The 26734-nt window shown below is 60.8% G+C and carries 19 protein-coding genes; 4 read left to right on the top strand and 15 right to left on the bottom strand.

What is annotated here, in order from left to right; all coding sequences use genetic code 11:
• Window positions 1-25 precede the first annotated feature (25 nt).
• On the top strand, window positions 26-1552 hold the full coding sequence (locus G5221_RS00560; protein ID WP_279490860.1) for a YfcC family protein: 1527 nt from the start codon (window positions 26-28) through the stop codon (window positions 1550-1552).
• 62 nt (window positions 1553-1614) lie between these two features.
• Here G5221_RS00560 and G5221_RS00555 read toward each other — a convergent pair whose 3' ends face one another.
• A complete protein-coding gene (locus tag G5221_RS00555; RefSeq protein WP_005345660.1) occupies window positions 1615-1803 on the bottom strand; it encodes a hypothetical protein in 189 nt (62 codons plus the stop codon).
• 501 nt (window positions 1804-2304) lie between these two features.
• Here G5221_RS00555 and G5221_RS00550 point away from each other — a divergent pair.
• Window positions 2305-2844, top strand: a complete 540-nt coding sequence (locus G5221_RS00550; RefSeq protein ID WP_088868906.1) for a glycine zipper 2TM domain-containing protein — start codon at window positions 2305-2307, stop codon at window positions 2842-2844.
• Window positions 2845-2959: 115 nt separating this feature from the next.
• Here G5221_RS00550 and xdhC read toward each other — a convergent pair whose 3' ends face one another.
• From xdhC to mocA, 11 genes are all read right to left on the bottom strand, one after another.
• Entirely contained in the window at window positions 2960-3445 is a 486-nt protein-coding gene (gene xdhC / locus G5221_RS00545) for a xanthine dehydrogenase iron sulfur-binding subunit XdhC (RefSeq protein ID WP_021230037.1), read from the bottom strand.
• Entirely contained in the window at window positions 3442-4320 is an 879-nt protein-coding gene (gene xdhB, locus G5221_RS00540) for a xanthine dehydrogenase FAD-binding subunit XdhB (protein ID WP_421262594.1), read from the bottom strand. The genes xdhC and xdhB overlap by 4 nt, the downstream gene beginning before the upstream one ends.
• Window positions 4313-6631 carry a xanthine dehydrogenase molybdenum-binding subunit XdhA gene (xdhA, locus tag G5221_RS00535; RefSeq protein WP_421262593.1) on the bottom strand — a complete coding sequence of 773 codons (2319 nt, stop codon included), beginning with the start codon at window positions 6629-6631 and terminating at the stop codon, window positions 4313-4315. The genes xdhB and xdhA overlap by 8 nt, the downstream gene beginning before the upstream one ends.
• 364 nt (window positions 6632-6995) lie before the next feature.
• A complete protein-coding gene (locus G5221_RS00530; RefSeq protein WP_162516894.1) occupies window positions 6996-8297 on the bottom strand; it encodes an NCS2 family permease in 1302 nt (433 codons plus the stop codon).
• A 379-nt stretch (window positions 8298-8676) separates the two neighbouring features.
• Entirely contained in the window at window positions 8677-9993 is a 1317-nt protein-coding gene (gene guaD / locus G5221_RS00525) for a guanine deaminase (protein WP_421262592.1), read from the bottom strand.
• Between the two features lie 52 nt (window positions 9994-10045).
• Window positions 10046-11569, bottom strand: coding sequence for a nucleobase:cation symporter-2 family protein (locus G5221_RS00520; protein ID WP_265062816.1), 1524 nt, complete (start codon window positions 11567-11569; stop codon window positions 10046-10048).
• 95 nt (window positions 11570-11664) lie between these two features.
• A complete protein-coding gene (locus G5221_RS00515; RefSeq protein WP_421262591.1) occupies window positions 11665-14562 on the bottom strand; it encodes a molybdopterin-dependent oxidoreductase Mo/Fe-S-binding subunit in 2898 nt (965 codons plus the stop codon).
• Complete coding sequence (gene ygfM / locus G5221_RS00510; protein ID WP_257124887.1) at window positions 14559-15335, bottom strand: molybdopterin-dependent oxidoreductase FAD-binding subunit; 777 nt, start codon at window positions 15333-15335, stop codon at window positions 14559-14561. The genes G5221_RS00515 and ygfM overlap by 4 nt, the downstream gene beginning before the upstream one ends.
• 80 nt (window positions 15336-15415) lie before the next feature.
• Window positions 15416-16744, bottom strand: coding sequence for a putative aminohydrolase SsnA (gene ssnA, locus G5221_RS00505; RefSeq protein ID WP_245096866.1), 1329 nt, complete (start codon window positions 16742-16744; stop codon window positions 15416-15418).
• Between the two features lie 30 nt (window positions 16745-16774).
• A complete protein-coding gene (ygfK, locus tag G5221_RS00500; protein WP_421262590.1) occupies window positions 16775-19885 on the bottom strand; it encodes a putative selenate reductase subunit YgfK in 3111 nt (1036 codons plus the stop codon).
• Between the two features lie 319 nt (window positions 19886-20204).
• The gene (gene mocA / locus G5221_RS00495) at window positions 20205-20852 is read right to left on the bottom strand and encodes a molybdenum cofactor cytidylyltransferase (RefSeq protein ID WP_319920224.1); all 648 of its coding nucleotides are present in this window, start codon (window positions 20850-20852) and stop codon (window positions 20205-20207) included.
• A 1-nt stretch (window position 20853) separates the two neighbouring features.
• Here mocA and yqeC point away from each other — a divergent pair, with 1 nt between their 5' ends.
• Window positions 20854-21702, top strand: coding sequence for a selenium cofactor biosynthesis protein YqeC (gene yqeC / locus G5221_RS00490; RefSeq protein WP_421249777.1), 849 nt, complete (start codon window positions 20854-20856; stop codon window positions 21700-21702).
• Between the two features lie 27 nt (window positions 21703-21729).
• Window positions 21730-23322: a selenium-dependent molybdenum cofactor biosynthesis protein YqeB gene (gene yqeB / locus G5221_RS00485; RefSeq protein WP_421262589.1), complete on the top strand. Its 1593-nt coding sequence runs from the start codon at window positions 21730-21732 to the stop codon at window positions 23320-23322.
• A gap of 119 nt (window positions 23323-23441) precedes the next feature.
• On the opposite strand, the gene G5221_RS00480 is transcribed toward yqeB, so the two are convergent.
• The 3 genes from G5221_RS00480 to arcC form a co-directional block, all read right to left on the bottom strand.
• Window positions 23442-24527 (bottom strand): calcium/sodium antiporter, encoded by a 1086-nt coding sequence (locus G5221_RS00480; RefSeq protein ID WP_421262588.1) that lies wholly within the window; start codon window positions 24525-24527, stop codon window positions 23442-23444.
• A 160-nt stretch (window positions 24528-24687) separates the two neighbouring features.
• A complete protein-coding gene (locus tag G5221_RS00475) occupies window positions 24688-25611 on the bottom strand; it encodes a DMT family transporter (protein WP_421262587.1) in 924 nt (307 codons plus the stop codon).
• A 171-nt stretch (window positions 25612-25782) separates the two neighbouring features.
• Entirely contained in the window at window positions 25783-26715 is a 933-nt protein-coding gene (gene arcC, locus G5221_RS00470; protein ID WP_421262586.1) for a carbamate kinase, read from the bottom strand.
• Window positions 26716-26734 lie beyond the last annotated feature (19 nt).

The following is a 26734-nucleotide window of genomic DNA, read 5'->3' as shown; positions in this document are numbered from 1 at the left end:
AACCTGCTTTATCAAGGAGCATTTTATGTGTGCCGTGCCGAATACCACACCACGCAGACAATTCCCTACTGCATTTACCATTCTGTTTCTTATTATGTTGCTGGCCATTGCGCTGACCTGGATAATTCCGGCCGGCGCCTATGCCAAGCTCTCTTATAATCCGGCCAGTGAAAGCCTGATGGTCAATAGCCCACAGGGGGAAATAAGCCGACTTCCCGCAACCCAGGATGCCCTGGCAAAACTCAATATCAATATTGCGGTGGAGCAATTTACCAACGGCACCATCCGCAAGCCCATCGCCATTCCCGGCACCTATGCACGGCTGGAGCAAGCGCCCAAGGGGCTCGGTGACGTGGCAGTCAGCATGGTCAAGGGCACCATAGAGGGGGCGGATATCATCGTCTTTATTCTGGTGCTCGGGGGGCTGATCGGCGTCATCAACAAGACAGGAGCCTTCAGTGCAGGGCTGGTGGCGTTGTCGCGCAAGACCCGGGGCAACGAATTCCTGTTTGTGGCGCTGGTCTGCTTCGTAATGGCGCTGGGAGGCACCACCTGCGGACTGGAGGAAGAGGCGGTCGCCTTCTACCCCATACTGGTGCCCATCTTTCTGGCACTCGGCTATGACTCCATCGTCTGCGTAGGGGCCATCTTCCTCGCCGCCTCCATGGGCACCACCTTCTCCACCATCAATCCCTTCTCGGTGGTGATCGCCTCCAATGCCGCCGGCATTCCCTTTACCGAAGGGCTGATCTTTCGCGCCGTCGGCTGTCTGGTGGGCACCCTGGTGGTGATCGGTTATCTCTACTGGTACTGCAAGAAGATCAAGGCCAATCCAGCCTTCTCCTACACCTATGAGGACAGAGAGAGTTTTCGCGCCCGTTTTCTCAAAAAGGGCTCTATGGACGAAGGGGTGCCCTTCACCCTTCGCCGCAAGATCATTCTGACCCTGTTTATCCTCGCCTTCCCGCTGATGGTGTGGGGCGTCTCCATGGCCGGTTGGTGGTTCCCGCAGATGGCGGCCTCCTTCCTGACCATCGCCATCATCATCATTTTTATCTCGGGTCTCAAAGAGAAAGAGGCTGTCGAGGCCTTTACTCAGGGGGCGTCGGAGCTGGTGGCCGTTTCGCTCATCATCGGGCTGGCACGGGGGGTCAATCTGGTGCTGGATCAGGGGATGATCTCGGACACTATTCTGGCCTACGCCTCCGATCTGGTCTCCGGCATGCATGGCGCCGTGTTCGCGGTGGCGCAGATGCTGGTGTTCACCCTGCTGGGGCTGGTGGTGCCCTCCTCCTCCGGGCTCGCGGTGCTCTCCATGCCCATCATGGCGCCGCTGGCAGATACCGTGATGATCCCCCGTTATATCGTGGTATCGGCCTACAACTGGGGCCAATACGCCATGTTGTTTCTGGCCCCCACCGGACTGGTGCTGGTCACCCTGCAGATGCTCGGCATCCAGTTCAACAAGTGGGTCAAGTTCGTGCTGCCCATGGTGGGCTTTGTGCTGGGATTTGGCGCCCTGATGCTGGTGGCGCAAGTGATGTTGGCCTGATAGGCCTGTGATATATGAGTGACAACACCCCGAGCCTGGCACGGGGTGTTCTTTTGTCAGCCTTAGTGACGCACCCGCCCCTGCTGGCGGAAGCAGTAGAGTTTAAGACTGATGTCGGCGATATCGGCGGGAAGCTCCTCTCCCTGCTCGGCCAGGGGCCGGTAGAGGGATGAGAGCAGACGTTCGGCCTGCTGCACCGTGATGATGTTGGCCTGGATGGCCGGGGTGATCCAGCTGGGTAACATTGACATATCTCCCCCTCGTTGATCCGGTGATCTCGGGTGAACATCTTCATATCAGGTCTTACGCAGTTGTCTGCCGGCCCGTTCACCCTCTGCTTCACCCAATCAAAGCAAAATGCTTGCCGTGATCTCTTATCGGCCAACATCCGATGGGGCTGGAGCCATTTATCAACCACTTGCGTGGCCATCTCAACGAACAGAGCCCTTGCTCAAGGCCTCCCTTGACCTGCCCCCGTCAGCACTTTGCCACTCTGGCATTCTGCTCACCGCCCGCCTTGCAAATTGCGACTCGAATTGCTCCTTATCACACTGGCAAAGCCCGCCATGCGCCGGAAACTGGTCACTTTTAGTCCGTTGTCGCCAAAGTCAGACACTTTTTCATGGTGGCTATTTTTTGACCTTGCCAGCGCCTGTCGCAGACCCATCCCCCTCGCCTTGTCCGGCCAGCCGGTTGTGACAAGATGGCACCAGATTGGAAGAGCCCGTATGGGTATGCAGGAGAAGAACAAGATGAACAGATCCATGATGGCAGGTATCGGTATTGGCATCGCCTCGGCCCTGGCACTCTCGGCGGCGGCCAGCGGCTCCCTCTTTACACCCCAGCCCACCTTTGCCGAGGTGATCGCCAGCAAGCCGATCACCGAGACCATCAAGACTCCCCGACAGGAGTGTCGCAACGTCACCGTGACCCATCGCAAGCCGGTACAGGATGAGCACAAGATCCTCGGCACCGTGGTTGGCGCGGCGCTGGGGGGCGTGGTCGGCCACCAGTTTGGCGGTGGCAGCGGCAAGAAGGTGGCCACCGCAGCCGGGGCGGTCGCGGGTGGCTATGCCGGTAATCAGGTGCAGGGCAATATGCAGGCGGGCGATACCTACACCACCACCGAGCAGCGCTGCAAGACCGTGCAGGATACGAGCGTCAACACCATAGGTTATGACGTGACCTATCGCCTCGCAGGTCAGGAGGGGGTGATCCGCATGAAGCAAGCCCCGGGCGCCACCATTCCGGTCAAGGAGGGCAAATTGGTGATCGACCAGCCAAAAGTGTGATGTCTCCTGACCCCACTCAGCAGCAGGCCCGCCTCTTTCGAGGCGGGCCTGTGTTTTTGGGAAGGCTTGTTTCCTTTTTCAAACAACAGCACTCAGGCTCATTGCGCCCAGTCAGTTACCCCTTGCAACACTTCTTGACCGCCCGCACCACGTTCTGATACCCGGTGCAGCGGCACAGATTCCCCGATAGCCCGCGGCGGATCTCCGCATCGGTCAGCGGACGACGCTCGGTCTTGTCGAGCAATGCGGCGCTCGCCATCACAAGGCCCGGGGTGCAAAAACCGCACTGCACCGCCCCCTCATCGATAAAGGCCTGCTGTACATCAGAGAGCTCATTGCCTTTGCGCTCCCCCTCCACGGTACGAATGGATTTGCCATCGGCCCAGACCGCCAGATAGAGGCAGCTGTCGATGGCCGTGCCATTCACCCGCACGGTACAGGCGCCGCACTCACCGACACTGCACCCCTCTTTCACGCTGATAAGCCCCTGCCCGCGCAGGAAGTGGAGCAGCGACATGGTGGGCGGCACTGCATAGGAGTAAGGCTTGCCGTTGATCTCGCACTGGATCTCCACGGCGGGACAGCTTTGCGGTTGCATCATAGGATCTTCCCTCCGGCACGTTCGACTGCGCAGGCGACCACCCGCTGCGCCAGGGTTTTGATAAGGTGCAGGCGAAACTCCTTTTCCGCCCGCCAGGAGGATCGTGGCGCCACATCGGCTACCACAGCCTCGGCAATGGCTGCCAGTGTGGCGCGAGTCAGCGGTTGCCCTTCGGCCGCCGCTTCCGCGTGAGGGGTGCGCACCGGCGTCGGTGCCGCCACGCCGTAAGCAAGCCGCAGGCGCTTGAAGTGACCATCCTCAATCTGGCAGTAGGCGGCGCAGCCGATGGTGGCGATGTCCATGGCATCGCGCATGGCGTATTTGAAGTAGTGGGAGCCCACCTGGGGGTGAGTATCCGGGGCAAAGTGAAACGCCACCAGAATTTCCGCCGGTTGCAGCGCCACCTTGCCGGGGCCGGTGTGAAAACCGGCGATGGGGATGCGGCGCGTACCATTGGGCCCGGCGATTTCCAGCTCAGCCTCCAGCGCGACAGTGGGCGCCGCCGAGTCTGCACTGGTGGCACCGTTGCAGATGTTGCCGCCATAGGTGGCGACGTTACGGATCTGCGGCCCCGCGATGGTGGCAGCCGCTTCGGCCAGCATCGGCAGGCGGCGCTGCACCAGTTCGTTCTCGATGATCTCGGTAAAGGTGGTGCCGGAGCCGATGCGGATCGACCCATCAGGCAACTCGCACACCCCTTTGAGTTCGGGCAAGTCGTGAATATCGACGATATGACGATAGGCGGTGTTGAGGTGATGGAGCTGGATCATCACATCGGTGCCACCGGCCAGGAGACGCGCCTCGGGGTCGGCCTGGCGCAGGGCGACCGCCTCGGCCACGCTGTGCGCCTTGTAGTAACGGGCAATATCAAACATGGTGTTGCTTCTCCCCTGATCCCTCGCCAATCAAACCCGCCGCGACAAACTCCCGGAACAGGGTTTTGGGGGTGATGGGCAACTCGTTGATGGCGACCCCGGTCGCCATTCGAATGGCGTTACGGATTGCGGGGCCCGGCGAGATGATGGGCGGTTCCCCCAGTGATTTGTGGCCATAGACCGACTGGGGCTCATAGGTCTGCACGAAGTCACATTCAAGCTCCGGCAAATCCAGCATGGTGGGGAACTTGTAGTCGAGCAGGTTGGGATTGCGCACCACGCCGCTCTTGGCATCGATGATCATCTCCTCGAACAGCGACCAGCCGATCCCCATCCCCATGCCGCCATGCACCTGTCCCTCCGCCAGTTGCGGGTTAAGGATCTTGCCCGCATCGTGCAGGTTAATGATGCGATTGATAGTCACCTTGCAGAGATCGATATCGACGCTGAGATCGACAAAGGTACAGCCGAAACTCGGCGGGTTGGTGGTGGTCTTGTGGGAGACCTCGGAGGTGATCTGACCGCCGATAGTGAGGTGGTAGTAGGCGTTGACCGACACTTCGGCGACGCTGATCAGTACCTTGTCCGGTGCGCCAGCCAGCACCACGTAGCCGTCGATCAGGGTGAGGGATCCTACATCCTGATGACAGAGCTGGGCCGCCAGCGACAAAATGCGGGCCCGCAGTTGCAGCGCCGCCTGATGGATGGCAGGCGCCGCCACATAACTCTGGCGCGAGGCGAACGAGCCCGGATCATAGGCGGTAATGTCGGTATCCTGGGTCGAAATGACCCGGATCTGCTCAAACGGAATGCCCAACGTCTGGGCTGCCATCTGGGCAAAGACGGTATCCGATCCCTGCCCTATCTCGGTGGCGCCGATCTGCAGATTGACGGTGCCATCCTGATTGAGCAGCATGCGGGCACCAGCAATTTCGACCCCCACCGGATAGGTGTTGGAGCCGTAGCTGAAACAGGCCACCCCGATGCCGCGCCGCACCCGGCTTGCCGGATCCTGCGCCAAGCACTCGGCCTTGAGCCGATCCCACTGGAACTGCTCGCCACCCCGGCGCAGACACTCGGGCAAGCCCGCACTGTAGATGGTCTTCTGGTTAACCTGATTGACATCCCCCTCGCGCGCCACGTTGGCGATGCGCACTTCGAGCGGGTCGAGCCCCAACTCGGCGCAGGCATCGTCCAGCATGCATTCGAGGGCAAACACCACCTGCGGGGCGCCGTAACCGCGCATGGCACCGGCAGTTGGCAGGTTGCTGTAGAAGGTTTTGGCGTCGTAGCCAAAGGCGCTGCGCGGATAGAGGTAGCTGATCTTGTTGGCCCCGGCGCTGGCGATGGAGTGGCCGTGGGAGGCATAGCCGCCGGTGTTGGAGAGCACGTCCAGCTGATACCCCCTGAGGGTGCCATCCCGGTTAATACCGAGGGTGCCGTCGATGGCAAAGCCGTGGCGGGTGCGGGAGGCAAAGAAGCACTCCTCTCGGCTCAAGGTCACCTTGACCGGCACGCCGCCAAGCTTGTAGCTCAAAAATGCCGCCATCGGCTCTTCCAGCACATCCTGCTTGTTACCAAAGCCGCCGCCCATGTAGGGCTTGATCACCCGCACGCTCGACCAGGGCAGACCGAGGGATTTGGCCACCCGGCTGCGCACAATCTGGGGGATCTGGGTACTGCTGACCACTATGATGTGGTCCGGCTGATCCATGTAGGCGTAGCAGGTCACCGTCTCCAGATGGCAGTGCTGCACCACCGGCGTCTGATAGTGCCCCTTGAACTGCAGATCCGCAGCGGCAATAGCCTGTTCCGGCTCACCCGCCCGGATCTGGCTTTGCCGCAGCAGGTTGCCATTCGGATGAATGGGATAGGCCCCCTCGGCCAGCGCACTGTGGGCATCCGTCATCACCGGCAGCGGCTCGTAAGTCACCTTGACCAGCGCGGCCGCTTTTTCGGCCACCAGCGGATCGCGCGCCACCACGATGGCGACCCCATCACCAAAGTGACGCACATGGTCGGTGAGCAAACGGCGGTCTTTCACATCCCGTTTCGCCTCATCAAGGGACCAAGCGTGACCGGCGGTGCGAAAACAGGTGGTAGGGACATCTTCATGGGTAAACACGGCTTCAACCCCGTGCAGGGCCAGCGCCTCGGTCGCGTCGATGGCGAGCACCTTGCCGTGGGCAATATTGCTGCGCACATACTTGGCGTGGCGCATCCCGAGCATGATGTTGTCATCGGTATAGCGGGCGCTGCCGGTCACCTTGGCCTCGGCATCCACCCGCTTGAGCGGTAATCCTATGGACATATGCAAGTCCTTTTTCGAATGGAAAAATCTGGAACCGGCATAAAAAACAGCAAGATATGCGCCTGTTTCCCGCCATCGTCAGGAGAATGGGGAGAAGTGTGAAGGGGATCCCATCTAGCCCGCTTTTGTTGGCCCGAAGCGACAAGCCAAGGGCAGCCCCTGAGCAAATGGGGCACATCAGCGGTGAAAAAATCGGCAGAGCGAGGAGAGCAAGGGTGGGAGCCTATCAATCTGGTAGGGGGATTTATCAAAATGGTATCGCGATGGCACTAGCGGCTAAGGCATGGTAACCAGCGTTGACGGTCAGAGCGCCGCAGATATAAAAATGGGGCCGCCAGAGCGACCCCAAACGGGCGGGTTATCCCTAAATAGCCCACCCCCCAGCATAGAAAATCACCAGCGCCAGGGCGATGATGACAGTGCCCGTATTGAGCTTGTGCCACTCCTTGGAGCAGATGCGGCCAATCACCAGCGCACTAAAGCCCAGCATGATGCCGGTGACGATGTTGCAGGTGAGCACGATAAAGACCGCGCACAACAGACCGGACATGGCCCCGACGAAGTCACTGAAATCGAGCTTGGTGACGTTGCTCAGCATCAGGAGACCCACATACATCAACGCCGGTGCGGTGGCATAGGCAGGCACCAGATAGGAGAGCGGCGCCAGGAACAGCATCAGCAGGAAGAGGCCGCCCACCACGGTGGCAGTGAGGCCAGTCTTGCCCCCCGCCGCCGTGCCCGCCGCCGATTCGATATAGACGGCGGCCGGGGATGCCCCCACCAGACCGGAGAAGATGCTGCTCACCGAGTCGGCACTCAGCGCCTTGCCGCTGTTGATGATGTGGCCATCCTTATCCAGCAGATTGGCCTGCCCGGCCACGGCGCGAATGGTGCCTGTGGCATCAAATACCGCCGTCATCACCAGTGCCAGCACGCTGGGCAGCACCAGCGGCGAGAGCGCGCCCATGATGTCCAAGCTGAAGATGAGAGACTTGCCCTGATCGTCGGAGAGACTCGGCAGAGCGAACAATCCCTGATACTTCACCGCCGGGTCAAAAATAAGGCCAAAGATGGAGATGGCGATGATCACCAACAGGATCCCGCCCGGGACTTTGAGCTTCTCCAGCCCGAAGATCACCGCGAGGCCAAGCAGGGTCATGATGACCGGCATCGAGGTAAAGGCCCCCAGCGCTACCGGCAGCCCCTCGAGCGGATTCTTGATGACCAGCCCTACCCCGTTGGCCGCTATCAGCAACAGGAAGAGGCCGATACCGATGCCGGTGCCATGGGCAATCCCCATCGGCAGGTTGTCGAGGATCCAGCTACGCACCCCGGTCACAGAGATGGCGGTAAACAGCACCCCCATCAGGAAGACGGCCCCCAGCGCCACCGGAATGGGGATCTGCTGCCCCAGCACCAGACTGAAAGCGGTAAAAGCGGTGAGCGAGATGGCGCAGCCGATAGCCATCGGCAGCTTGGCCCAGAGCCCCATCAACAGCGAGCCACACCCCGCCACCAGACAGGTGGCAACAAAGACGGCGCCCGGTGGAAACCCTGCCTTGCCGAGCAGGCCGGGCACCACGATCACCGAATAGACCATGGCGAGAAAGGTGGTGAGGCCGGCCAGCACCTCCTGTCTGACGTTGCTGCCCCGCTCGCTGATCATGAAATAGCGATCGAGAGCGTTGAGCGGTTGCTGTTGTGATACGGTCTTGCCGGTGTCTTGACTGGCCAGCCCTTCCACGCTGTTTGTCCTGCTGTTTGCTTGGGTCATACCCAACTCCTTCACAAGCGCCTGAATGTTTCATCACGAAATGGCGACAGGATCTGTGGATCTGCCATTGCACACGGAAGGTGCAACTCAGAGACCAGGGCTGGCAGCACCAATCAAACGTTTGCCTTGCTGATCAAAAAACCGGGCCATTTCAGGTTGGTCATCAGGGGGTCGCCCTGATGTATCGCGGTGCTGGCGCCCCGAGCGGGCACGCCAGCCTCCGTATTCGTGGCAGAGCGGCGCTCTTGCTGCCCTGCCCGGTTTATTCTCTCTAACCCCGTTCGTGGACCAGCTGACCATCCACATAGGTACGGTAGATGGCTCTGTCATCCCCCAAAGTCAGCAGCACGAACAGCTTGTCGCGCAAGGTGGTGGAGTTGTCGTAGCGCAGCTGTTGCAGCGGGGTGGCGACCGGGTCGAGCACCACGAAGTCCGCCTCCTTGCCTACCGCAAAGCTGCCGATCTTCTCGTCCAGCCCGAGCGAATGGGCGCCGCCCAGGGTCGCCAGATAGAAAGCCTGATAGGCAGAAAGACGCTCGCCCTGCAACTGCATCACCTTGTAGGCCTCGTTGAGGGTCTGCAGCATATTGAAGGTGGTACCGGCGCCGATGTCGGTGCCCATCCCCACTTTCACCTGCTTGCGCCACGCCTTGTGCAGCTTGAACAGGCCGCTGCCGAGATAGAGGTTGGAGGTGGGACAAAACGCGATGGTGGAGTTGGTCTCTTTCAGACAATCCCACTCCTGCTCTTCCAGATGGACGCAGTGGGCAAAGACGCAGTTGTGGCCGGTGAGCCCATGCTGGTGATAGACGTCGAGATAACCCTTATGCGCCGGGAACAGGGATTTTACCCAGGCGATCTCGTCCTTGTTCTCGCACAGATGGGTGTGCAGATAGGTGGTGGGAAACTCTTCGCGCAGTCGCCGCGCCATCGTCAGCTGCTCGGATGTCGAAGTGGGTGCAAATCTTGGTGTGATGGCATATAGAAGTCGACCATTTCCGTGCCAGCGCTCGATAAGCTGCTTGCTCTGCACATAGCTGCTCTCGGCGGTATCGAGCAGATAGTCGGGCGCATTGCGATCCATCATCACCTTGCCCGCGATCATCCGCATGTTGATGCGGCTGGCTGCCTCGAACAGGGCATCTACCGACTCGGGGTGAACGGTGCCAAACACCAGCGCCGTGGTGGTGCCGTTGCGCAGCAGCTGCTTGATAAAGAAGGTGGACATCTCGCGGGCATACTCGAGATCGTTGTAACGCCGCTCGGCCGGGAAGGTGTGGCGGTTGAGCCACTCCAGCAGTTGCTCGCCATAGGCCCCCACCATCTCGCTCTGAGGATAGTGAATATGGGTGTCGACAAAGCCGGGCACTATCATCTTGCCACGATAATCGCGCACCCGCACCTCGGCCGGAATGCGATCACAGCCCTCCTCCCACTCACCGAACCAGTCGATGCAACCGTTGCGAATGATCAGCAGACCATCCTCGATAAGACGGGCGTTGGACTCAATCTCCTCGGGCTGATCCACCACCCGGGTGATATCGAAGAAGCTGCCGCGTACCGCTTTGACAGAGTTGTCGTTTTTCATAACCGTTTCCCTGTTTTTCTTGTTCTGTTGACGTTTTTTGCCGGTTTAACCGTCAGATCCGTTCCACTTGTGGCGCCACCGCCTGCCCGGGCACTGGCTCTGGTGACCCCTCACCCTTGCTGGCCGATGACAGGCCCGCGCTGCGGGCGGTAAAGCTCACATCCGGCTTGTCGCTCAGCTGGATCACCTCCACCGCCTCGGCATCCCTGACGGCCGCCTTGCGTTTGCGGCTTTGCGGCAGCACCAGATTCATGATGATGGCGGTGATGCCGCCGGCGCAGATGGGGTTCTCCACCAGCATGTAGATACCCGCCGGCAGCACCTTGAAGACGTTCGGGTCATAGGAAACCCCGAGCCCAAGACCCAGCGAAGTGGCGACAATCAGGGTCTCCCGCCGATCGAAGCCGTGGCTGATGATGATGCGACCACCGGCGATGGCGATCATCGAGAACATGATGACCATGGCGCCCCCCATCACAGGTGACGGTATGGTGGTAAAGAAGCGCCCCACTACCGGGAAGAGCCCCAGCAGCACCAGAATGACGGCGATAAACTTGCCCACATGGCGTGAGGCCACCCCGGTCATCTGGATGACGCCGTTGTTCTGGGCAAAGGTGGTGAGTGGCAAAGAGCCGAGGGCAGAGGCGATCACCGATACCAGACCGTCAGCCAGCACGCCGCCGGAGAGCCGTTTTTGAAACTCGGGGCCCTGAATATCCCGGTGGGAGACCATGGCGGTGGCGGTGATGTCCCCCACCGCCTCCAGCACGCTCAACAGATAGATGGTGCCTGCCAGCATAAAGGCGTGAAAATCGAAGGTGAAACCGTACTTGAACGGGATCGGCACAGTAATAAGCGGCAGGTCCTCAAGGGCGGAGAAATCCACCATACCGAGCATCAGGGCCACCGCATAACCTACCAGCAGGCCGATGGCGATGCCGCTCATCCGCAGCAGCGGGCTTCGGCTGCAGTTGAAGGCGACAATGACGCAGAGCACCAAAAGCCCCAGCCCGATGTGCTCGTATTTGCCGAAAGTGCCGCTGCTCATGGCGGAGAAGCCGCCGCCAAAGTCGATGATCCCCACCTTGATAAGACTCAGACCAATCATCAGCACCACTACCCCGCTCACGGTCGGGGTGATCACCCGCTTGAGGTAGGGCAGCACAAAGGAGGAGCCCATCACCAGAAAAGCACCGACAAAGGAGACCCCAAGCAGAGTCGAGACGATCAGCTCCTCGTGGATGCCATCTTTTTTCATGGCGCCGCCGAGCGCGATCATCACGGTCACGAAGGAGAAGTTGACCGACTGGATGGAGAGCAGCCCCGAACCGATGGGGCCATAACGGTTCACCTGCAGCCAGGTGCCGATACCGGAGGCGATCATCGCCATGGAGACCAGATAGGCGGTGATCTCGGTGGAGAGACCCAGGGCGCCACCGACGATCAGCGCCGGGGTCACCATGGGGACAAAAATGGCCAGCAGATGGGTCACTGCACCCATCAGGGTTTGATAAAACGGGGGTTTGTCTTCCAGCTCGTAAATGAGATCCGAGTGCTTGCGTGTTGTTTTAGACATCGTGTTTGTCCCATCACACAGAATGTAGGCGGAGTACTCATTCCGCCGTCAGGCGCTGGGGGCGAGCTGGCGCCCGCCCCTCACCTTTTCTTTTGTTATGCCGACACTTTTTGCTCCAGCTTGCCCAGTTCGCGCAGGATCTGCTCCGGCGTGAAGTGCCACTTGCGCAGCCAGACACCGCAAGCGTCATGAATGGCGGTAGCGATGGCGGGCGCCGCGCCGTTCACCCCGATCTCCGAGATGGACTTGGCGCCGTAAGGGCCAACCTTGTCGTCACTCGGCACCAGGAAGGCCCGAAAATCGCGCGGAATGTCGCCAATCTTGGGCGCACCATAGCTCTTCAGATCCCGTGTCAGCGGAATGCCCTTGCTGTCGTAGCAGATCTCTTCGGTCATGGTGTGGCCGATGGCCCGCATGGTCGCCCCGTAGATCTGGCCGAGGGCCAGCTCCGGGTTGATGGGGGTACCGCAGTCGAGCAGGGCGTAGAACTTGTCGAGCCGGATCTCGCCGGTTCTGACGTTGACCGCCACCTCGGCAAAGTTGGCCCCGTACGGGAAGGCGAGCTCAGAGGTGATGTAGCTGGCGGTGCCCACCAGAATGCCGAAGCCGGTACCGGTCTCCGCCTTGTGGGCCAGCTTGGCGAGGCTCACCTCCCCCTGCTTGCCGCGTACTATGCCCGGGTGAACCAGCTCTACGTCTTCGACCGGCTCGCCCAGCATGGCGGCGCCGTGGAACAGGATCTTCGCCTTGAGGTTCTCGGCCGCCATCTTGGCCGCATTGCCGGAGAAGCAGGTACCGGACGAGGCGTAGGCTCCCTTGTCGAATAGCGCATGGTCGGTGTCGCCGGAGATCACATGCACATCGCTGAGCGGGCAAACGAGCACCTCGGCGGTCAGCTTGGCCACCACGGTATCGAGGCCGGTGCCGATATCGGCGCCACCGGAGTGAACGATAAAGGTACCGTCAGATTCCAGCTTGACCATGCAGTTGGCCTGATCGATATCCGGGATCCCCGATTTTTGCATGATGATGGCGACGCCACGACCGATGCGCCAATCCCCGTCGGCGGGTTTGGGGCTATCCCAGGCAATCAGTTCGCGACCCTGTTTGAGGATGGGCTCGAGGGCGCAGCTGGCCGCATGGGGCACCGAAGTAGGCATCTTGCCCTCGCCGATGGCTCCCAGCACCTTGAGGATGTCCCCTTCATGCACCCGGTTGTGCTCCACCATGTCGAGCTGATCGATGCCCAGTTTCTCGGCAAGTTCGGCAATCGCCATGGTCAGGGCAAAGTTGCCCTTGGGCGCGCCGTAACCCTGATAGGCCCCGGTCGGACAGATGTTGCTGTAGTAGGTGTTGACGGTAAAGCGCACGTTGTCGCACGGATAGAGCGGCAAAGAGAGCGCCGGGCCGTTGCTTGGCACCGTCAATGAGTGGTTGCCGTAAGGGCCGGTGTTGGCGCGAAAATCCATGTCGATGGCGGTGATGGTGCCATCTTTTTTGGCCCCCACTTTCACCTTTACCTTGGCCACGTGGCGAGAGGTGTTGCTGATGAACTCCTCTTCACGGGTGTAGCGGAAGGTGACCGGACGGCCGGTGACCTTGGTCGCCCAGGCGCACACCTCTTCCAGCAGGATGTCCTGCTTGGAGCCAAAGCCGCCCCCTACCCGCTCCTTGATCACATGCACCTGATGCTGCTTCATGCCGACGATGCGCGCCACCTGACGACGCACGTGCCACGGCACCTGGGTGGAGGCGTGAATGACCAGACGATCGCCATCCATGTAGGTGAAGCAGATGTGCGGCTCGGTCGGGCACTGCTGGGCCTGGGTCGATTCGTAGGTGCGCTCGACAATCTCGTCCGCCTCGGCAAAGCCTTTGGCCACGTCACCGATCTGGCCATGGACGCTGGCGGCCAGGTTCTCGTGCGGACGGGAACCGATGGGGAAGTTGATGATCATGTGCTCGTCACCGCGACGCACCGAACAGGCGTTCTGCTGCTCCAGATCCGCAGGTGCCCCGGCCATGTAGACGATGGGCTCGTCGTGCACCAGCGGCGCATTGGGGGCCATCGCCTCGTCAATGCTCATGACCGCCGGCAGCACTTGATACTCGACCTCGATGAGCTTGAGCGCGGCCAATGCGATGGCTTCGCTCTCGGCCACCACGGCGGCCACCCGGTCACCGACGTGACGCAGCTTGCGGCCAAACATGCGGCGATCCAGCGGTGACGGCTCGGGCGCGCTCTGGCCACCCGGGGTGTAGTAAATATCCGGGCAGTTGAGGTGGGTGATGACGTGCACCACCCCCGGCATGGCTTCGGCGCGGCTCACGTCGAGTTTGGTGATCACCGCATGGGGATGGGGGCTGCGCAGCATCTTGATGACCAGCGCATCCTCGGTGACCCGATCCTCCACGTAGCAGGGTTTGGCCTGTACCATCTTGGCGGCGTCAACCTTGGGGCAGCTCTTGCCGATGTGGCGCAGGTCGTCACGAAACTCGGGGGCAATCTGGCACAGATAATCGGGATCCTTCATCCGTGAACTGGCAAGCTCGATGGCCTGATAGAACTGCTGGTAGCCGCCGTCCCGGTGAAAGAGGCCCGAGAGCGCGTCATCGATTTGATCACGGGTCGGTTCGGGATGGCGATCAAGCAGGTCGGTGACGATGAGCGCCGCAGCCGGATCGTTGTAGCCCGACTGCACCACGCCCACATCTACCATCGCCTGCTGTACCAGACTGAGCTGGTTCCAGCTGCCCAGCGACTCGGCGGTGCGCACCTCTGCTCCATCCAGCTGGGCGGCGATCAGCAGGGAGGAGTTGATCACCTTGCCGTTGAAGAGAATGGCGTCGGAGCCGGCAAAGCCAAAGCCGTCGTCACTGTTGCGCACCGAGTGCATCCGGCACTGGTTGAACAGCACCCGCTGGGCATTCTCGCCAGCCGGGGTGATGACAGTGCGCAGGGCACCGTTCAGGGTAAAGTTGAGTTCCATCATGCTTGCACCTCCTGCTGCTGGCAATCCACCAGCAGATCTGCCACCACTACACCAGTGATATACCGCTTGTAACTCACGCTTCCCGCCAGATCCTCACGGGGCGCAATCAGCTCGCTTACGGCGGCCTCCAGCGCGGCATCGTGCAGTTCGCGGCGCTCCAGATCCCGCAGGCGCATCGGCTGCGGAGTAACGCCAGCGACGGCTACCCGCATTTCGCCAATGCTGTCGAGGGCTACCGCGGCGGTCATTACCGCCAAGCCATCGGCGTTGCGGCTGATGCGGCGGGTGGCGCAGCGCAGTTCAGGCTCCGGCAGCACAACTCCGAGCACCAGGGCATTGCGCTGCCCCGCCAGATAGGCGTCGATGGGTTGCAGCAGGTTGTTCTCCAGCACTACCACGGCTTCGAGTACCAGCAGTACCGGCAACAGCGGGGAGTCCTGCTGCTGGCAAGCAATTTCGCCGCCGAGGGTGGCCTGATTGCGCAGATGGCGGGAGTAGACAAACCCCAGCGCCTCGCACAGGGCGGCTGGGGTACGGGGATCATCTTTCAGGGTCTGCAGGGTGACGGTGGCGCCGATATGGAGCTGGCCGTGCTGTTGCTCAATCTGGTCAAGCCCCAGCCTCTCCAGCGAGATGGCGACCTTCTTGTCGGTGCGAGTCGGAGCGGCGTTAAGCTTGCTGCCGCCTCCCATGTAGACGGCGTCGTTGCCGAAACTGGCCTTGAGTTCCAAAGCCTGACCCAGTTGCTCGGGTCGGAAGAATTGCTCAATCATGTGTCGTCCTTACTCTTGCTGCCCGCCGCCGGGAAAATCCACAGGGCGGGCAATCCGGTCCAAAACTGTGGAAGGTGGCCTTAGGCCAGCTGATCCATCCGTTGCCACAGGCGGCTCGCCACCTTGCTGGCCTGCTCGTAAATGGGCGCGACATCGAACGGGAACTCGCGATCCTGATAGACCATGCGCCCCTCCACCATCACGCTGTTGACGCTGTTCGATCCCATACCAAAGGCGAGATGGCCGCCGAGGTTGCGCGGCGCCAGCGGGGTCGGTGCGTCGTAGTCGCAAATGGTGAGGTCGGCCTTGTAGCCCGGCTCCAGGCGGCCAAATTTGGCACCGAAGTTGCGCTCCAGCAGGGTGTTGCCGTTCCAGAGGAACCGGGCAAAGCTGTCGGGCCACAGGGCGCCACCGGCATCCTTGTGCTTGAAGTAGGCGAACTTGAGTTCTTCGAGCATGTCGGAGCCGATACCATCGGTGCCAAGCGCCAGATTGCGATACTCCGGCAGGTGCATGTTGTAGCCCACATGGTTGTTCATGTTGGAGCGGGCGTTGTGCACCAGGAAGGCATCGCGGCTGTTGAGCAGCTCAATGTCGGCCGGGCTCAGGTAGATACCGTGGGCGACAAGCGACTTGCTGTCGATAAGGCCAAACTCGTCCAGCCGGGCGATGGGCTCCTTGCCATAGTGGTGGTGGCCGTGGGCCATGTCGTAGCGGTCTTCCGCCACATGGATATGCAGGCCGCGACCGGTGACCTGCACCGCTTCGCGCAGCATGGCCAGCCCCTCGTCGGGGACAGTGAAGGGGGCGTGGGCACCGATATGAGCCTCCACCAGATAGGGTTCGTTCCCTTTGGCCTTGGCCGCATCGATCTGTTGGGCGAACAGGATGTTCTCCTCTACCCCGGCCTGCAGCTCGGCGAGACCGCCGTTGCGATCCGTGGTTTCGAAGCAGGTCATGCCGCGCAGGCCCACCTCCACAAACCCTTTGCGCAATACATTCAACGAGCCCTTGATGAAGTTGGGCGAGGCGTGGTGGTCGATCACCGCACTGCAACCGCTTTTGATCGCTTCCAGCGAGCAGATGAGGCCGCTGTAGTAGAGGGACTCCTCATCGAGCGCCCGATCGAGCCGCCACCAGAGGTTTTTCAGGGTGGAGATAAAATCCGGGCAAGGGGCGATATTGGCCATGATCCCCCGCGACAGGCCGGAGTAGAAGTGGTTGTGGGCACAGACGATGCCCGGCATCACCAGCCTGCCGCCCATCTCCCGATAGTTGGCCTCCGGGTAGAGGGCCCGCAGATTGGGCCCCACTGCTTTGATAAGGGTGCCTTCGATGGCGATATCCACCCCTTCCAGCACCCGGGTCGGCTCCAGCTGGACAGCGGTGACGTTCTTCAGAATAAACATGGTTTGCTCCTTCGCTTATTCGTTGTTCGTTCAGGCCTCGACGGCCCCCAGCAGGTAGTGGTGATGAGCATGGACATGGCTGATGATGCGGCACATGTCGCCAAGGGCCGCTGGCGCATCCTTGATCCGGCTCTGGGCGTCTATGGTCAGGCGATAGGTCTCGCCATCCTGACGCACCCGCAGTTCACCACCGTCAGCCAGATAGAAACCGGGGTTGCGGCTGTTGTCGAAATCCTCGGGCAGGCTGAAGATGGTGACCTTGTCCTGATAGGGCTTGCCCTGCCACGGGCAGAACTGGGCGCAGTTGCCACATTCGTTGCAGTAGGCATCCAGGTGCAGGGTCTGGAACTGGTCTTTGAAGCCCGGTACCGAGATGGCGATGTTGGCCCGGTTGGGGCAGACATCCACGCACTTGCTGCAGAGGTAGTTGCACTCGAGGCAACGGTGCGCCTCTTGCGCCACGAAGGCATCACGCTCGTTCTTGTCGACCAGGGTGACAGCGATGCTCCCCTTGCGGCGGTAGATCTCATCCTTGCCCGACGGCTGGATGGTCACTTCACTCTGCTGGCTGGCGATATGCTCGCGAGATAGCACCAGATCCGCGGCGCGGCGGGCGCCACCGATGGCACCGACGATGGAGGACGGGCCGCTCTGCACGTCACCGATAAGGAAGACGTTGCGACGGCTGGTTTCGCCGGTCTGGCTGTCCACCTCGGGCCAGCCATCGCTGCCCAAGGGAATGCCCATGGCTTTGAGCACCTCGCAGTCAGGCTGCTCGCCGATGGCGGTGATCAGGGCATCCATCTGCATCACTTCGGTCTGCTCGGTGGGCACCGGACGGCGGCGGCCCTGCTCGTCAGGATCCCCCAGCGCCATCATCCGCACAGTGAGCTTGCCATCTTTCTCAAAGCGCTCCGGATTGGTGAGGAAGCAGAAACGCACCCCATCCTCCACCGCTTCCAGATACTCCTCGCGATAGGCGGGCATCTCTTTTTCGCTGCGGCGGTAGATAACGGTCACATCGCTGACACCCGGCACCTTGAGGGCAGCGCGGGCGCAGTCCATGGCGGTGTTACCGGCGCCGATCACCGCCACATGGCGGCCCAGCGGCAGCGGTTTGCCCTGATTGAAGCTGCGCAGGAAGTTGAAGGATTTGTAGACCCGATCATGACCCCCTTCGAGACGCATGCCACCATTCTTGTCAGCGCCGATGCCGACGAAGACATAGGTAAAGCCCTGGGCGTGCAGCTTGTCGACGGTGAGCGCCGGATCGCAGCCAAACTCGAACTTGACCCCGTGAGCGGCGACAAAGTCGATATCGTGCTGGATAAGCTCAGCCGGGATGCGGAACTCGGGGATGATGTGCTTGACCACGCCACCGGCATCCGCTTCGCGCTCGAACACGGTGACAGGGTGGCCGGCACGGGCCAGGAAGTAACCGGCGGAGAGACCGGCGGGGCCTGCACCAATCACCGCAACCGGATGCTTGTCACCGCTGCCTGCCGGTTTGTGCCAACGCGCCTTGTACCCTTCCCAGCCCCGCTCCAGCGCGACCTTCTTGAGCTCACGGATATTGAGCGGGCTGTCGTAGTCGAGACGGGTGCAGTTGTACTGGCACTGGTGATCGCAGATATGGCCGGTGATAGCGGGCAGGGCGTTGCGCTGATAAATCAGCTCAAGGGCTGCGACATACTCCCCCTCGCCCATCAGGCGAATGTACTCGGGGATATCCTGATGCACGGCGCAGGCGGTGACGCAGGGCGCCACGTAGCAGTCGGTCAGCGGCAGGCCACCACCCACTTCGATGCGATCCTCGGACTTCCACTCCTTCTGGGTGTAATCCATTGTGAGGGCCTTGGCGGCAAGCGCCTCCAGCTTGGCCACATCCACCTGACTCATGCCCCAGCTGTCAGAAGCGTCGATCTCTTTGAGGCACTCAATCTGGCGCAGGTAGCCGCCCGGTTTGAGCAGGTCGGTAGCCATGGTGATGGGACGAATACCGGTCTCGAAGATCTCCGCGATATTGAACTTGCTGGCGCCACCCGAGTAGGAGATGGGCAGCTTGCCATCGAAAGCGCGAGACAGCACAGCCGCCACGTTGATGGAGAGCGGGAACAGCGCGCGGCCGGACATGTACATCTCATCCCCCGGCAGTGCCCCTTTGCGGTTGATGGTGCCCAGGGTGTTGGTGAGCTTGACCCCGAAGGTGAGCCCCTTCTCGGCCCCGAGCGCCATCAGACGGGTCAGCATCGCCTTGGCCTGATCCAGCTTGAGGTCGTGATCGAACGACGCTTCGCTCAGACCAATGTAATCAAAGCCACAGGTATCGAGGATCTCGCGCACCCGCGGGTAGCCCAGCAGGGTCGGGTTCAGTTTGACGAAGGTGTTGAGTCCCTTCTCTTCCAGCATGTAGCGGCAGATGGCCTCAATCTCATTCGGCGGGCAGCCGTGCATGGTGGAGAGGGTGACACCGTGCACCAGCTCGGCCGGGATGCGATCCACCAGCTGTTGCAGGCGATCGCGGCGGGAACCCAGTCCCAGCTCGGCGATAAACTGCTCGTCGGCTACCAGCTCGCGCAGCACCTGCTGGTACTCGGCAAACTTCGGACTTTGGCTTGCATCCATCAGGCTGTGGATAAACTGCTGCATCGGTGGCTGTTTGATGCCATCGAGGTTGTACCCCACGCTCATGTTGAAGATGAAGGACTTGGCCTCTCCGTCGAGGCGCGGGTCGAACACCTCCTCCAGCAGGTAGAGGGCAAACCAGGCCTTCAGATACTCGTCAAACGCCTTGGGCAGGGTGAACTCGGTAGACCACTCGGTGTTGAAGCACTCATCCTCGGCATCGATGCAGGGCTTTTCCAGTTCGAGACGGTCCAGGATCTGCACCGTCTTGAGCTCGATAAAGCGCCCGCCAGTCAGCCAGGAGGTGACGATGTTCTGGGCCAACTGGGTATGGGGGCCGGCTGCCGGGCCGATGGGGGTCTCGCAGGTTTCACCGAACACCTTGATCTTGCGCTCGTCCTGCTTGCGATAAAATTGTGCGGCGGGAATACCGAAAATGCTCTGACTCTCTTTATATTCCGCAAAAATACGGGTCAGCAGGTTCTTGAACGGAACGGGTCGCATAATATCGCCCATGGCTATCTCCTTGCAGCTGTTCTGCCCATTGGCAGCATGAATAAATGGGGTATCCCGCACGGGTGTTCCCCCTTGGCAAGGAGAAGAGCAACAATCAGGCCACTACAGTTACAAAACTATTTTTTACGGTAAAAGCGTGAGACAGCTCCAATTAATGGAGAGAATTTACGATGCCACCATTATGGGTGTTGCGAGTAGTTATCAATCACTCTGGAATTTACTTAATGAGCAGTTCAAAAAGAGCTCGCTCTATCAGTTCAAGTGCGAGAAATATCACTTTGATACGCCATTTATCTCCCCGTTATCTTTTTAAACTGGGTTATTTCGTGGGCTCGCTCTCATTTTCAAGAATGCCACCCAGCAGCGCCTGATAGCGCTCCGGGGTATCCACATCAAACAGGATGGCGGGGCTGTCAACGGGCACCATACGGTGCGGATGCCCTCGCAACCAGCGTCGTACCGACGGCTGCACCGGGGCCGCTGCCAGCTCGCGGGCAAGGGATTTGGGCAGCAACACCGGATGGCCCGCCTCCCCCTGCCAGGTGGGAAAGAGAGCCTCACAACCCCGAGCCTGCCAGATCTGTTGATAGACCTCGCGCGGGATACAGGGGAGATCCCCGTGGCTGATAAAGAGGTAGTCAGCGTCACTGGCCGCCAGGGCGCAGCGGATGGAGCTGCCCAGCCCCTGCCGATAGTCGGGGTTGTGGACGACAACAATATCCGGCCGTGATCCGTAGCGCGCTTGAAGTTCCTCGCCACGATGGCCCACCACCAGAATAACGCGCTGACAAAAAACCAGGGCATTTTTTAGACTTGCATCAAGCATTGTCCCCTGGCAATAAGGTAGCATCATTTTCCAGGTACCCATTCGGGAAGATAAACCCGCCGCCGTTATTATACAGTCACAATGCTCTTGTTCCTGGCAACGTTGTTTTCCACTCCCTTCGATATTTATTTTGGTCGTCATTATGTCGCTACCACACGTTGTTGCTGTCGCATTTCCAGATATAGATCCGCTATTAAACTCGCTCACCAAAAATATTGATAGCCATACCACCTTAATTAGCCTCTGCGGGGCCGGTGGAAAAACCAGCACCCTGTTCTGGCTGGCGGAATATTTTTATCAACAGGGTAAAAGGGTGCTAATTACCACCACCACCCGGATGTTTCTGCCTGCCCCGTCACACTATCGGGAATTGATCCTGGAAGCCGATCCCGTCCGCCAGTTGACCCGCTGTCAGGCGCTACCGGATGGCCCGGCGCTGGTCGCCCTTTTCAGCCATATCGATCAGGCCAGCGGCAAGGTGGCGGGTCCTACTCCCCAGCAGATTGATCTCATCAAGGGACAGCAGCGCTTCGATCTTATCCTGGTCGAGGCGGATGGCGCCCATCACAAGTTATTGAAAGTGCCCGCTTTGCACGAACCTTGCATTCCCCAGAGCAGTGATTGGGTGATCGCCCTGACGGGCGGCGCCATGGTGGGGGCCAAGGCCGACCCGCAGCAGATCCACCGCTGGGCACAGCTTCAGGCACTGTGCGGGATAGAGGCCGGTGACCCCCTCGACTGGGCCCTGTATAACCAGCTGATCTCCCACCCCGAGGGGCTGTTCAAGGGCACCCCGGCCAGGGCGCGCCGGATCTGGTTTATCAATGGGGATTATCAAAATGAGGCGTCGTGGCTCGATGAATTGATAAAGCTGCATAGCTGCCACCCCGAGATCTATGCCATCTGGCAGGGGGCGGTTCGCGAGCCACAGCCCATTCGCCACGCACTCGGTTACTTCGCTCTGGATGAGGCACAGCCGCCTCGCCCATGATGGTTTAAGGATAAGAAGAGGTACCTTATGAATCTGTTTGCACACGCAGCCCGACTGGAACAGGAGAACACTCCGTTTGCCATGGCCCAGATCATCGAGAGCCGCGGCTCCACCCCGCGCCATCAGGCCCAGATGCTGGTAATGGCCGATGGCCAGATCCTCGGTACCATCGGCGGCGGCATGATCGAACGGCTGGTGATCGAGGAAGCGATGGCCGCCATTGCCGAACGCAAGCCGCGCATCTTCCATGGCCGGATGGCTCGCAACGGCGAGCATGCGGTGGGGTCGGACTGTGGCGGCGCCATGTCGGTCTATATCGATGTCTACGGCCTGCGCCCCCGTCTGGTACTGATCGGCGCCGGCCACGTCAACCGGGCTGTGGCCCATGCTGCGGCGCCGCTCGGCTTTGATGTCCATGTAGGGGATTGCTTCGAGGGGAGCCTCAACCCTGACCTCTTCCCCGCCGGTACCCATCTGGTGCAGGCCGATACCATCAGCGCGGTGATCGAGAAACTGGCCATCGAGCCCGCCAACTTCGTCATCATCGCCACCAACCATCAGGACAAGGAGGCGCTGGATCGGCTCATCAGCCGTCCCCTCGCCTATCTGGGGCTGCTCGCCAGCAAGCGCAAGGTGCAGACCTTCACCCAGGCGCTGCGCCAGCAAGGGGTGAGTCAGGAGCAATTGCAGCGGCTGCACGCCCCCATCGGCTACAACATAGGTGCCGAAACCCCCGAGGAGATCGCCATCAGCATCCTCGCCGAACTGCTGCAAGTGAAAAACGGCAAATCGGGTGGGCTAATGCAGGATGACGTGCGCCTCAAGCGGGATCAACTGGTGGTGATGCGTGGCTCCGGCGATATCGCCACCGGCGTCGCGTTGCGCCTGCACAATGCCGGCTTCAAGGTGGTGATGCTGGATCTCGACAAGCCCACGGTGATCCGCCGCACCGTCGCCTTCGCTCAAGGGATGTTTGATGGCGAAACCAGTGTCGAGGGTGTGCGCGCCAAGCGGGTCGAGAGCGTTGAGCAAGCGTTCGAGCAGCTGGATAGGGGCATCATTCCGCTGCTGGTTGACCCCGACTGCGCCACCCTCGCCGAGTTCAAGCCCCGCTATCTGGTGGATGCCATCCTCGCCAAGCAGAACCTCGGCACCCACAAGGAGATGGCCCCCATTACGGTAGCCCTCGGCCCGGGCTTTGAGGCGGGGCGCGACTGCGATGCGGTGATCGAGACCAACCGTGGTCACCATCTGGGGCGGGTCATCTATCAGGGCCCCGCCCAGCCCAATACCGGCATTCCCGGGGTGATCGAGGGGCACTCCGCCCGCCGGGTGGTGCGCGCCCCCGTCCCCGGGGTGATGAAAAGCATTATCAAGCTCGGCGATCTGGTGCAGGAAGGGGATGTGATCGCCCATGTGGGGGATGCTCCCATTATCGCGCCCCTCTCCGGCATGGTGCGAGGTCTGCTCAGCGATGGCATCGAGGTCACCGTCGGCTTCAAGATCGGTGACATCGACCCCAGAGGCGAACGGGCCGATGCCACCACCGTCTCTGACAAGGCACGCGCCATCGGCGGCGCCGTGCTGGAGGCCATGATGCATCTGGCCCAGCGCCGATAACGGCTCTTCGCGTCCCTCTTCAGCACCAAGTTCAGCACCAAGCAAAAGCCCCACCATGATGGTGGGGCTTTTTTCGGCCTGTCGGTTGATTCAGCTCCTTTACATCAGGAGAACCTGCATCACGACCGGGTTCGTTGCAATCGCCAGGCTCGCACCGCCAGCACAACCAGAGTGATGGCGGTGAGCGGCAACACAAAACCGGTTAGCGCTGCACTGAACTGACCTTGCAGCGGACTGGATGTGGCGTGGAGGATCAGCCAGCAGGTGTAGCCGATGTAGTAGGCCAGAAACAGCGCCCCTTCCCAGCGGGCGATGGTGTAACCGGTAAAGAAGATGGGCAGGCAGGCAAGCGCCACCGCAATCATTACCGGAATATCGAACTGAAGGGCGGTGGCCGACACTTCAAGCCCACCGGGAGTGACAATGGAGGTGAGCCCCAGCACGCAGAGGATATTGAAGATATTGCTGCCCACCACGTTCCCCACAGCGATATCCCGCTCCCCGCGCAGGGCTGCGACGATGGAGGTCACCACTTCGGGCAAGGAGGTACCGGCCGCCACTATGGTCAAGCCGATGATCAGATCGCTCACCCCGAAGTAGTGGGCAATCTCAACCGCACTGCCAACCAGCAGGCGGGAGCCGAGGATCAGCAGACCCAGACCTGCGGCAATAAAGAGCAGATTGCGCAACCAGTTGCCCGCCGTACTCGCTTCACAGGTACCAAACTCCTGCTCGTACTCCGCCTGCACCGCTTTGTTTTCCCGTCGACTCTGGACAAAGAGAAACACGGTGTAGGCGATGATGCCGGCAAACAGCAGCGCCCCTTCCAGTGGCGCAATACGGCCATCGTAGCCCAGCAACAACACCAGAAAAGAGACCACTATCATCAAGGGCACGTCGAGACGTACCAGTTGCTGTGAGACGGTCAACGGTACGATCAGTGCCGAAATACCTAAAATAAACAGCACGTTGAAGATATTGCTGCCGACCACGTTCCCCACCGCTATCCCTGCCTGCCCCTCGAGGCCAGACTGGATGCTCACCGCCAGCTCGGGAGCACTGGTCCCAAAGGCCACTATGGTCAATCCCACCACCAGTGGCGATATCCCCATCATGGTGGCGAGGCGAGATGCGCCCCGCACCAGAGATTCGGCCCCCACCACCAGACACACCAGGCCTACAGCCAACCACACCAGCGTCATCATACGGTCTCATCCTTGCCGTTAGGTTCGTTGAAATAATCACAATAAATCAGATACCTGTGCTCCAGCACAGTCAGACCACGCCATTGTAACTAGGGGCTGGTCCCCTGTCGCGGGCTCTTTTGAGTGCCGTTTATCGTGCCACTGGCAGCTCAGTCACCACTCAACCGTGCTTGATACGGGTCTCCCCCGCCACCGACACCACAGAGCGCTTGCCCTTGCGGCTGATGACGATAAGCGCCAGCACGATAAGGGCGATGCCGCTCCCCTCCACCGGCCCCGGATTTTCACCAAGCAGCCACCATGAGAGCAGCACGCCGCTCACCGGCACCGCCAATGTGCTGAGGCTGGCGATCCCGGCCGGCAGCTTTTTCAGCACGAACAGCCAGAGGCTCCAGGCCAGTGCCGTGGCGAAGATGGCGCTGTAGGCGAGCGCGCCAAACACATAGGGCTGCCAGTCGATGGGTCGCTCCGGCACCAGCGCCGCCACCACGGCCATCACCATGGTGGCGTAGATCATCTGCCAGGTGGTGAGGGACATCAGATCCACCGCGGGGTGGCGGGCATACATCCGCTTGGCGATGATGGCACTGATCCCCCAGCAGATGCCGGAGGCAATCCCCAGCAGCGCACTCTTCATGGAATCGAGATGCAGCTGCCAGGGCTCGATCACCAGCAGCAGCCCGCAGGCCGCTACCCCGACCGCCAGATAGTGGAGCTTGCGCATCCGCTCGCCGAGAAAGAGCGCCGCGAAAATCACCACCCAGAACGGCATGGTGTAGCTCAGAATAGCCACCTTGCCCGCCCCGCCGCTGATCAGCGCCCACTGAGCCAACCCCACCATGCCGCAGGTCTGGAACAGGGCGATGGCGAAGGTATAGCGAAACGGGGTGGGTTTGAGATAACGGCGACCGCGCAGGGCCAACACCAGCAGCAGAACCAGAGATCCGCACAGGCAGCGCAGGGCGGTGAACTCGAAGGCCCCCGCGTAAAGCATCACCTGCTTCATCACGATCCAGCTGTAACTCCAGATGGCGGTGAGCAGAACAAGCCCCCCAAGCGCCGCCATATTGATCCTTCCGCTCATTTGTTTGTTACTCACCTCTTGTCACTCATTGCGCCGGGTCTGCTCTCGGCGTCTTGCCCGCGCTTGAAGGCGGCCATCTTACGCCGCTCATCCTCCGCTGACCATGGTCGCCCCGAAATGAACAAGGGGGCCGTCGGCCCCCGCAATCACACTCAACCCGAGCTGGAACGCCTAGCGGCAGATAAGGGTTCCCGTCTTGCCGGTAATGCCGTCGGCGGCCTTCTCCAGCAAGGTGATCAGGGATTTGCGTCCCGGCATGGAGGTAGCGAACGAGAGCGCCGCTTCTACCTTGGGCAGCATGGAGCCCTTGGCAAACTGCCCCTGGGCGATAAAGCTGTTGGCATCTCCGACGCTCAGCTGATCGAGCCACTGCACCTCGGGCTTGCCGAAGTTGATGGCCACCTTCTCTACCGCGGTGAGGATGATCAGCATGTCGGCGTCGATAAGCTCCGCCAGCTTGGCACTGGCCCAATCCTTGTCGATCACCGCACTGGCACCGCGCAGGTGATTGCCCTCCCGCAGCACCGGGATGCCGCCGCCACCGACGGTTATCACCACCTGACCGGCGGCCAGCATGGCAGAGACGGTCTCTTTCTCGATGATATCGACGGGTTTGGGGGATGCGACCACCCGGCGATAGCCACGACCAGCGTCCTCTTTGAGCCGCTCGCCCTTGGCCATCAATGCCTCGGCCTCCTCCTTGCTGAAGAAGCCGCCGATGGGCTTGCTCGGGTCAAGGAAGGCGGGATCGTTTTTATCCACCTCAACCTGGGTCACCAGAGTGGCGACCGGCTTGTGGATGCCGCGTTCCAGCAGGGCTTCACGCAGGGCATTTTGCAGGTCATAACCGATGTAGCCCTGACTCAGGGCCACGCAGACCGACATCGGCAGATGGGGGGATTTTGGCTCGTGGCGGGCCGCCACTTCGAACGCCTGCTGGATCATCCCCACCTGCGGCCCGTTGCCGTGGGTCACCACCACTTCATGCCCCTGAGCGATCAGGTCGGCAATGGTGCCCGCCGTGCTCTGCACCGCCTTCATCTGCTCGGGCAGGTTGTTGCCCAGCGCATTGCCACCAAGGGCCAGTACGATTCTCTGTTTCATCTTGTTATCTCCAGTGATG

The sequence above is a fragment of the Aeromonas sp. 602200 genome (genome assembly GCF_049173895.1).
Classification (GTDB): Bacteria; Pseudomonadota; Gammaproteobacteria; order Enterobacterales; family Aeromonadaceae; genus Aeromonas; species Aeromonas veronii_A.
This window is presented reverse-complemented; position numbering and strand designations above follow the sequence as displayed.

Excerpts from the sequence above, each read along its gene's own strand:
- G5221_RS00560 (WP_279490860.1), top strand. The coding sequence starts at position 26 with ATGTGTGCCGTGCCGAATACCACACCACGCAGACAATTCCCTACTGCA.
- G5221_RS00555 (WP_005345660.1), bottom strand. The coding sequence starts at position 1,803 with ATGTCAATGTTACCCAGCTGGATCACCCCGGCCATCCAGGCCAACATC.
- G5221_RS00550 (WP_088868906.1), top strand. The coding sequence starts at position 2,305 with ATGAACAGATCCATGATGGCAGGTATCGGTATTGGCATCGCCTCGGCC.
- xdhC (WP_021230037.1), bottom strand. The coding sequence starts at position 3,445 with ATGATGCAACCGCAAAGCTGTCCCGCCGTGGAGATCCAGTGCGAGATC.
- xdhB (WP_421262594.1), bottom strand. The coding sequence starts at position 4,320 with ATGTTTGATATTGCCCGTTACTACAAGGCGCACAGCGTGGCCGAGGCG.
- xdhA (WP_421262593.1), bottom strand. The coding sequence starts at position 6,631 with ATGTCCATAGGATTACCGCTCAAGCGGGTGGATGCCGAGGCCAAGGTG.
- G5221_RS00530 (WP_162516894.1), bottom strand. The coding sequence starts at position 8,297 with ATGATCAGCGAGCGGGGCAGCAACGTCAGACAGGAGGTGCTGGCCGGC.
- guaD (WP_421262592.1), bottom strand. The coding sequence starts at position 9,993 with ATGAAAAACGACAACTCTGTCAAAGCGGTACGCGGCAGCTTCTTCGAT.
- G5221_RS00520 (WP_265062816.1), bottom strand. The coding sequence starts at position 11,569 with ATGTCTAAAACAACACGCAAGCACTCGGATCTCATTTACGAGCTGGAA.
- G5221_RS00515 (WP_421262591.1), bottom strand. The coding sequence starts at position 14,562 with ATGATGGAACTCAACTTTACCCTGAACGGTGCCCTGCGCACTGTCATC.
- ygfM (WP_257124887.1), bottom strand. The coding sequence starts at position 15,335 with ATGATTGAGCAATTCTTCCGACCCGAGCAACTGGGTCAGGCTTTGGAA.
- ssnA (WP_245096866.1), bottom strand. The coding sequence starts at position 16,744 with ATGTTTATTCTGAAGAACGTCACCGCTGTCCAGCTGGAGCCGACCCGG.
- ygfK (WP_421262590.1), bottom strand. The coding sequence starts at position 19,885 with ATGGGCGATATTATGCGACCCGTTCCGTTCAAGAACCTGCTGACCCGT.
- mocA (WP_319920224.1), bottom strand. The coding sequence starts at position 20,852 with ATGACGACCAAAATAAATATCGAAGGGAGTGGAAAACAACGTTGCCAG.
- yqeC (WP_421249777.1), top strand. The coding sequence starts at position 20,854 with ATGTCGCTACCACACGTTGTTGCTGTCGCATTTCCAGATATAGATCCG.
- yqeB (WP_421262589.1), top strand. The coding sequence starts at position 21,730 with ATGAATCTGTTTGCACACGCAGCCCGACTGGAACAGGAGAACACTCCG.
- G5221_RS00480 (WP_421262588.1), bottom strand. The coding sequence starts at position 24,527 with ATGATGACGCTGGTGTGGTTGGCTGTAGGCCTGGTGTGTCTGGTGGTG.
- G5221_RS00475 (WP_421262587.1), bottom strand. The coding sequence starts at position 25,611 with ATGAGCGGAAGGATCAATATGGCGGCGCTTGGGGGGCTTGTTCTGCTC.
- arcC (WP_421262586.1), bottom strand. The coding sequence starts at position 26,715 with ATGAAACAGAGAATCGTACTGGCCCTTGGTGGCAATGCGCTGGGCAAC.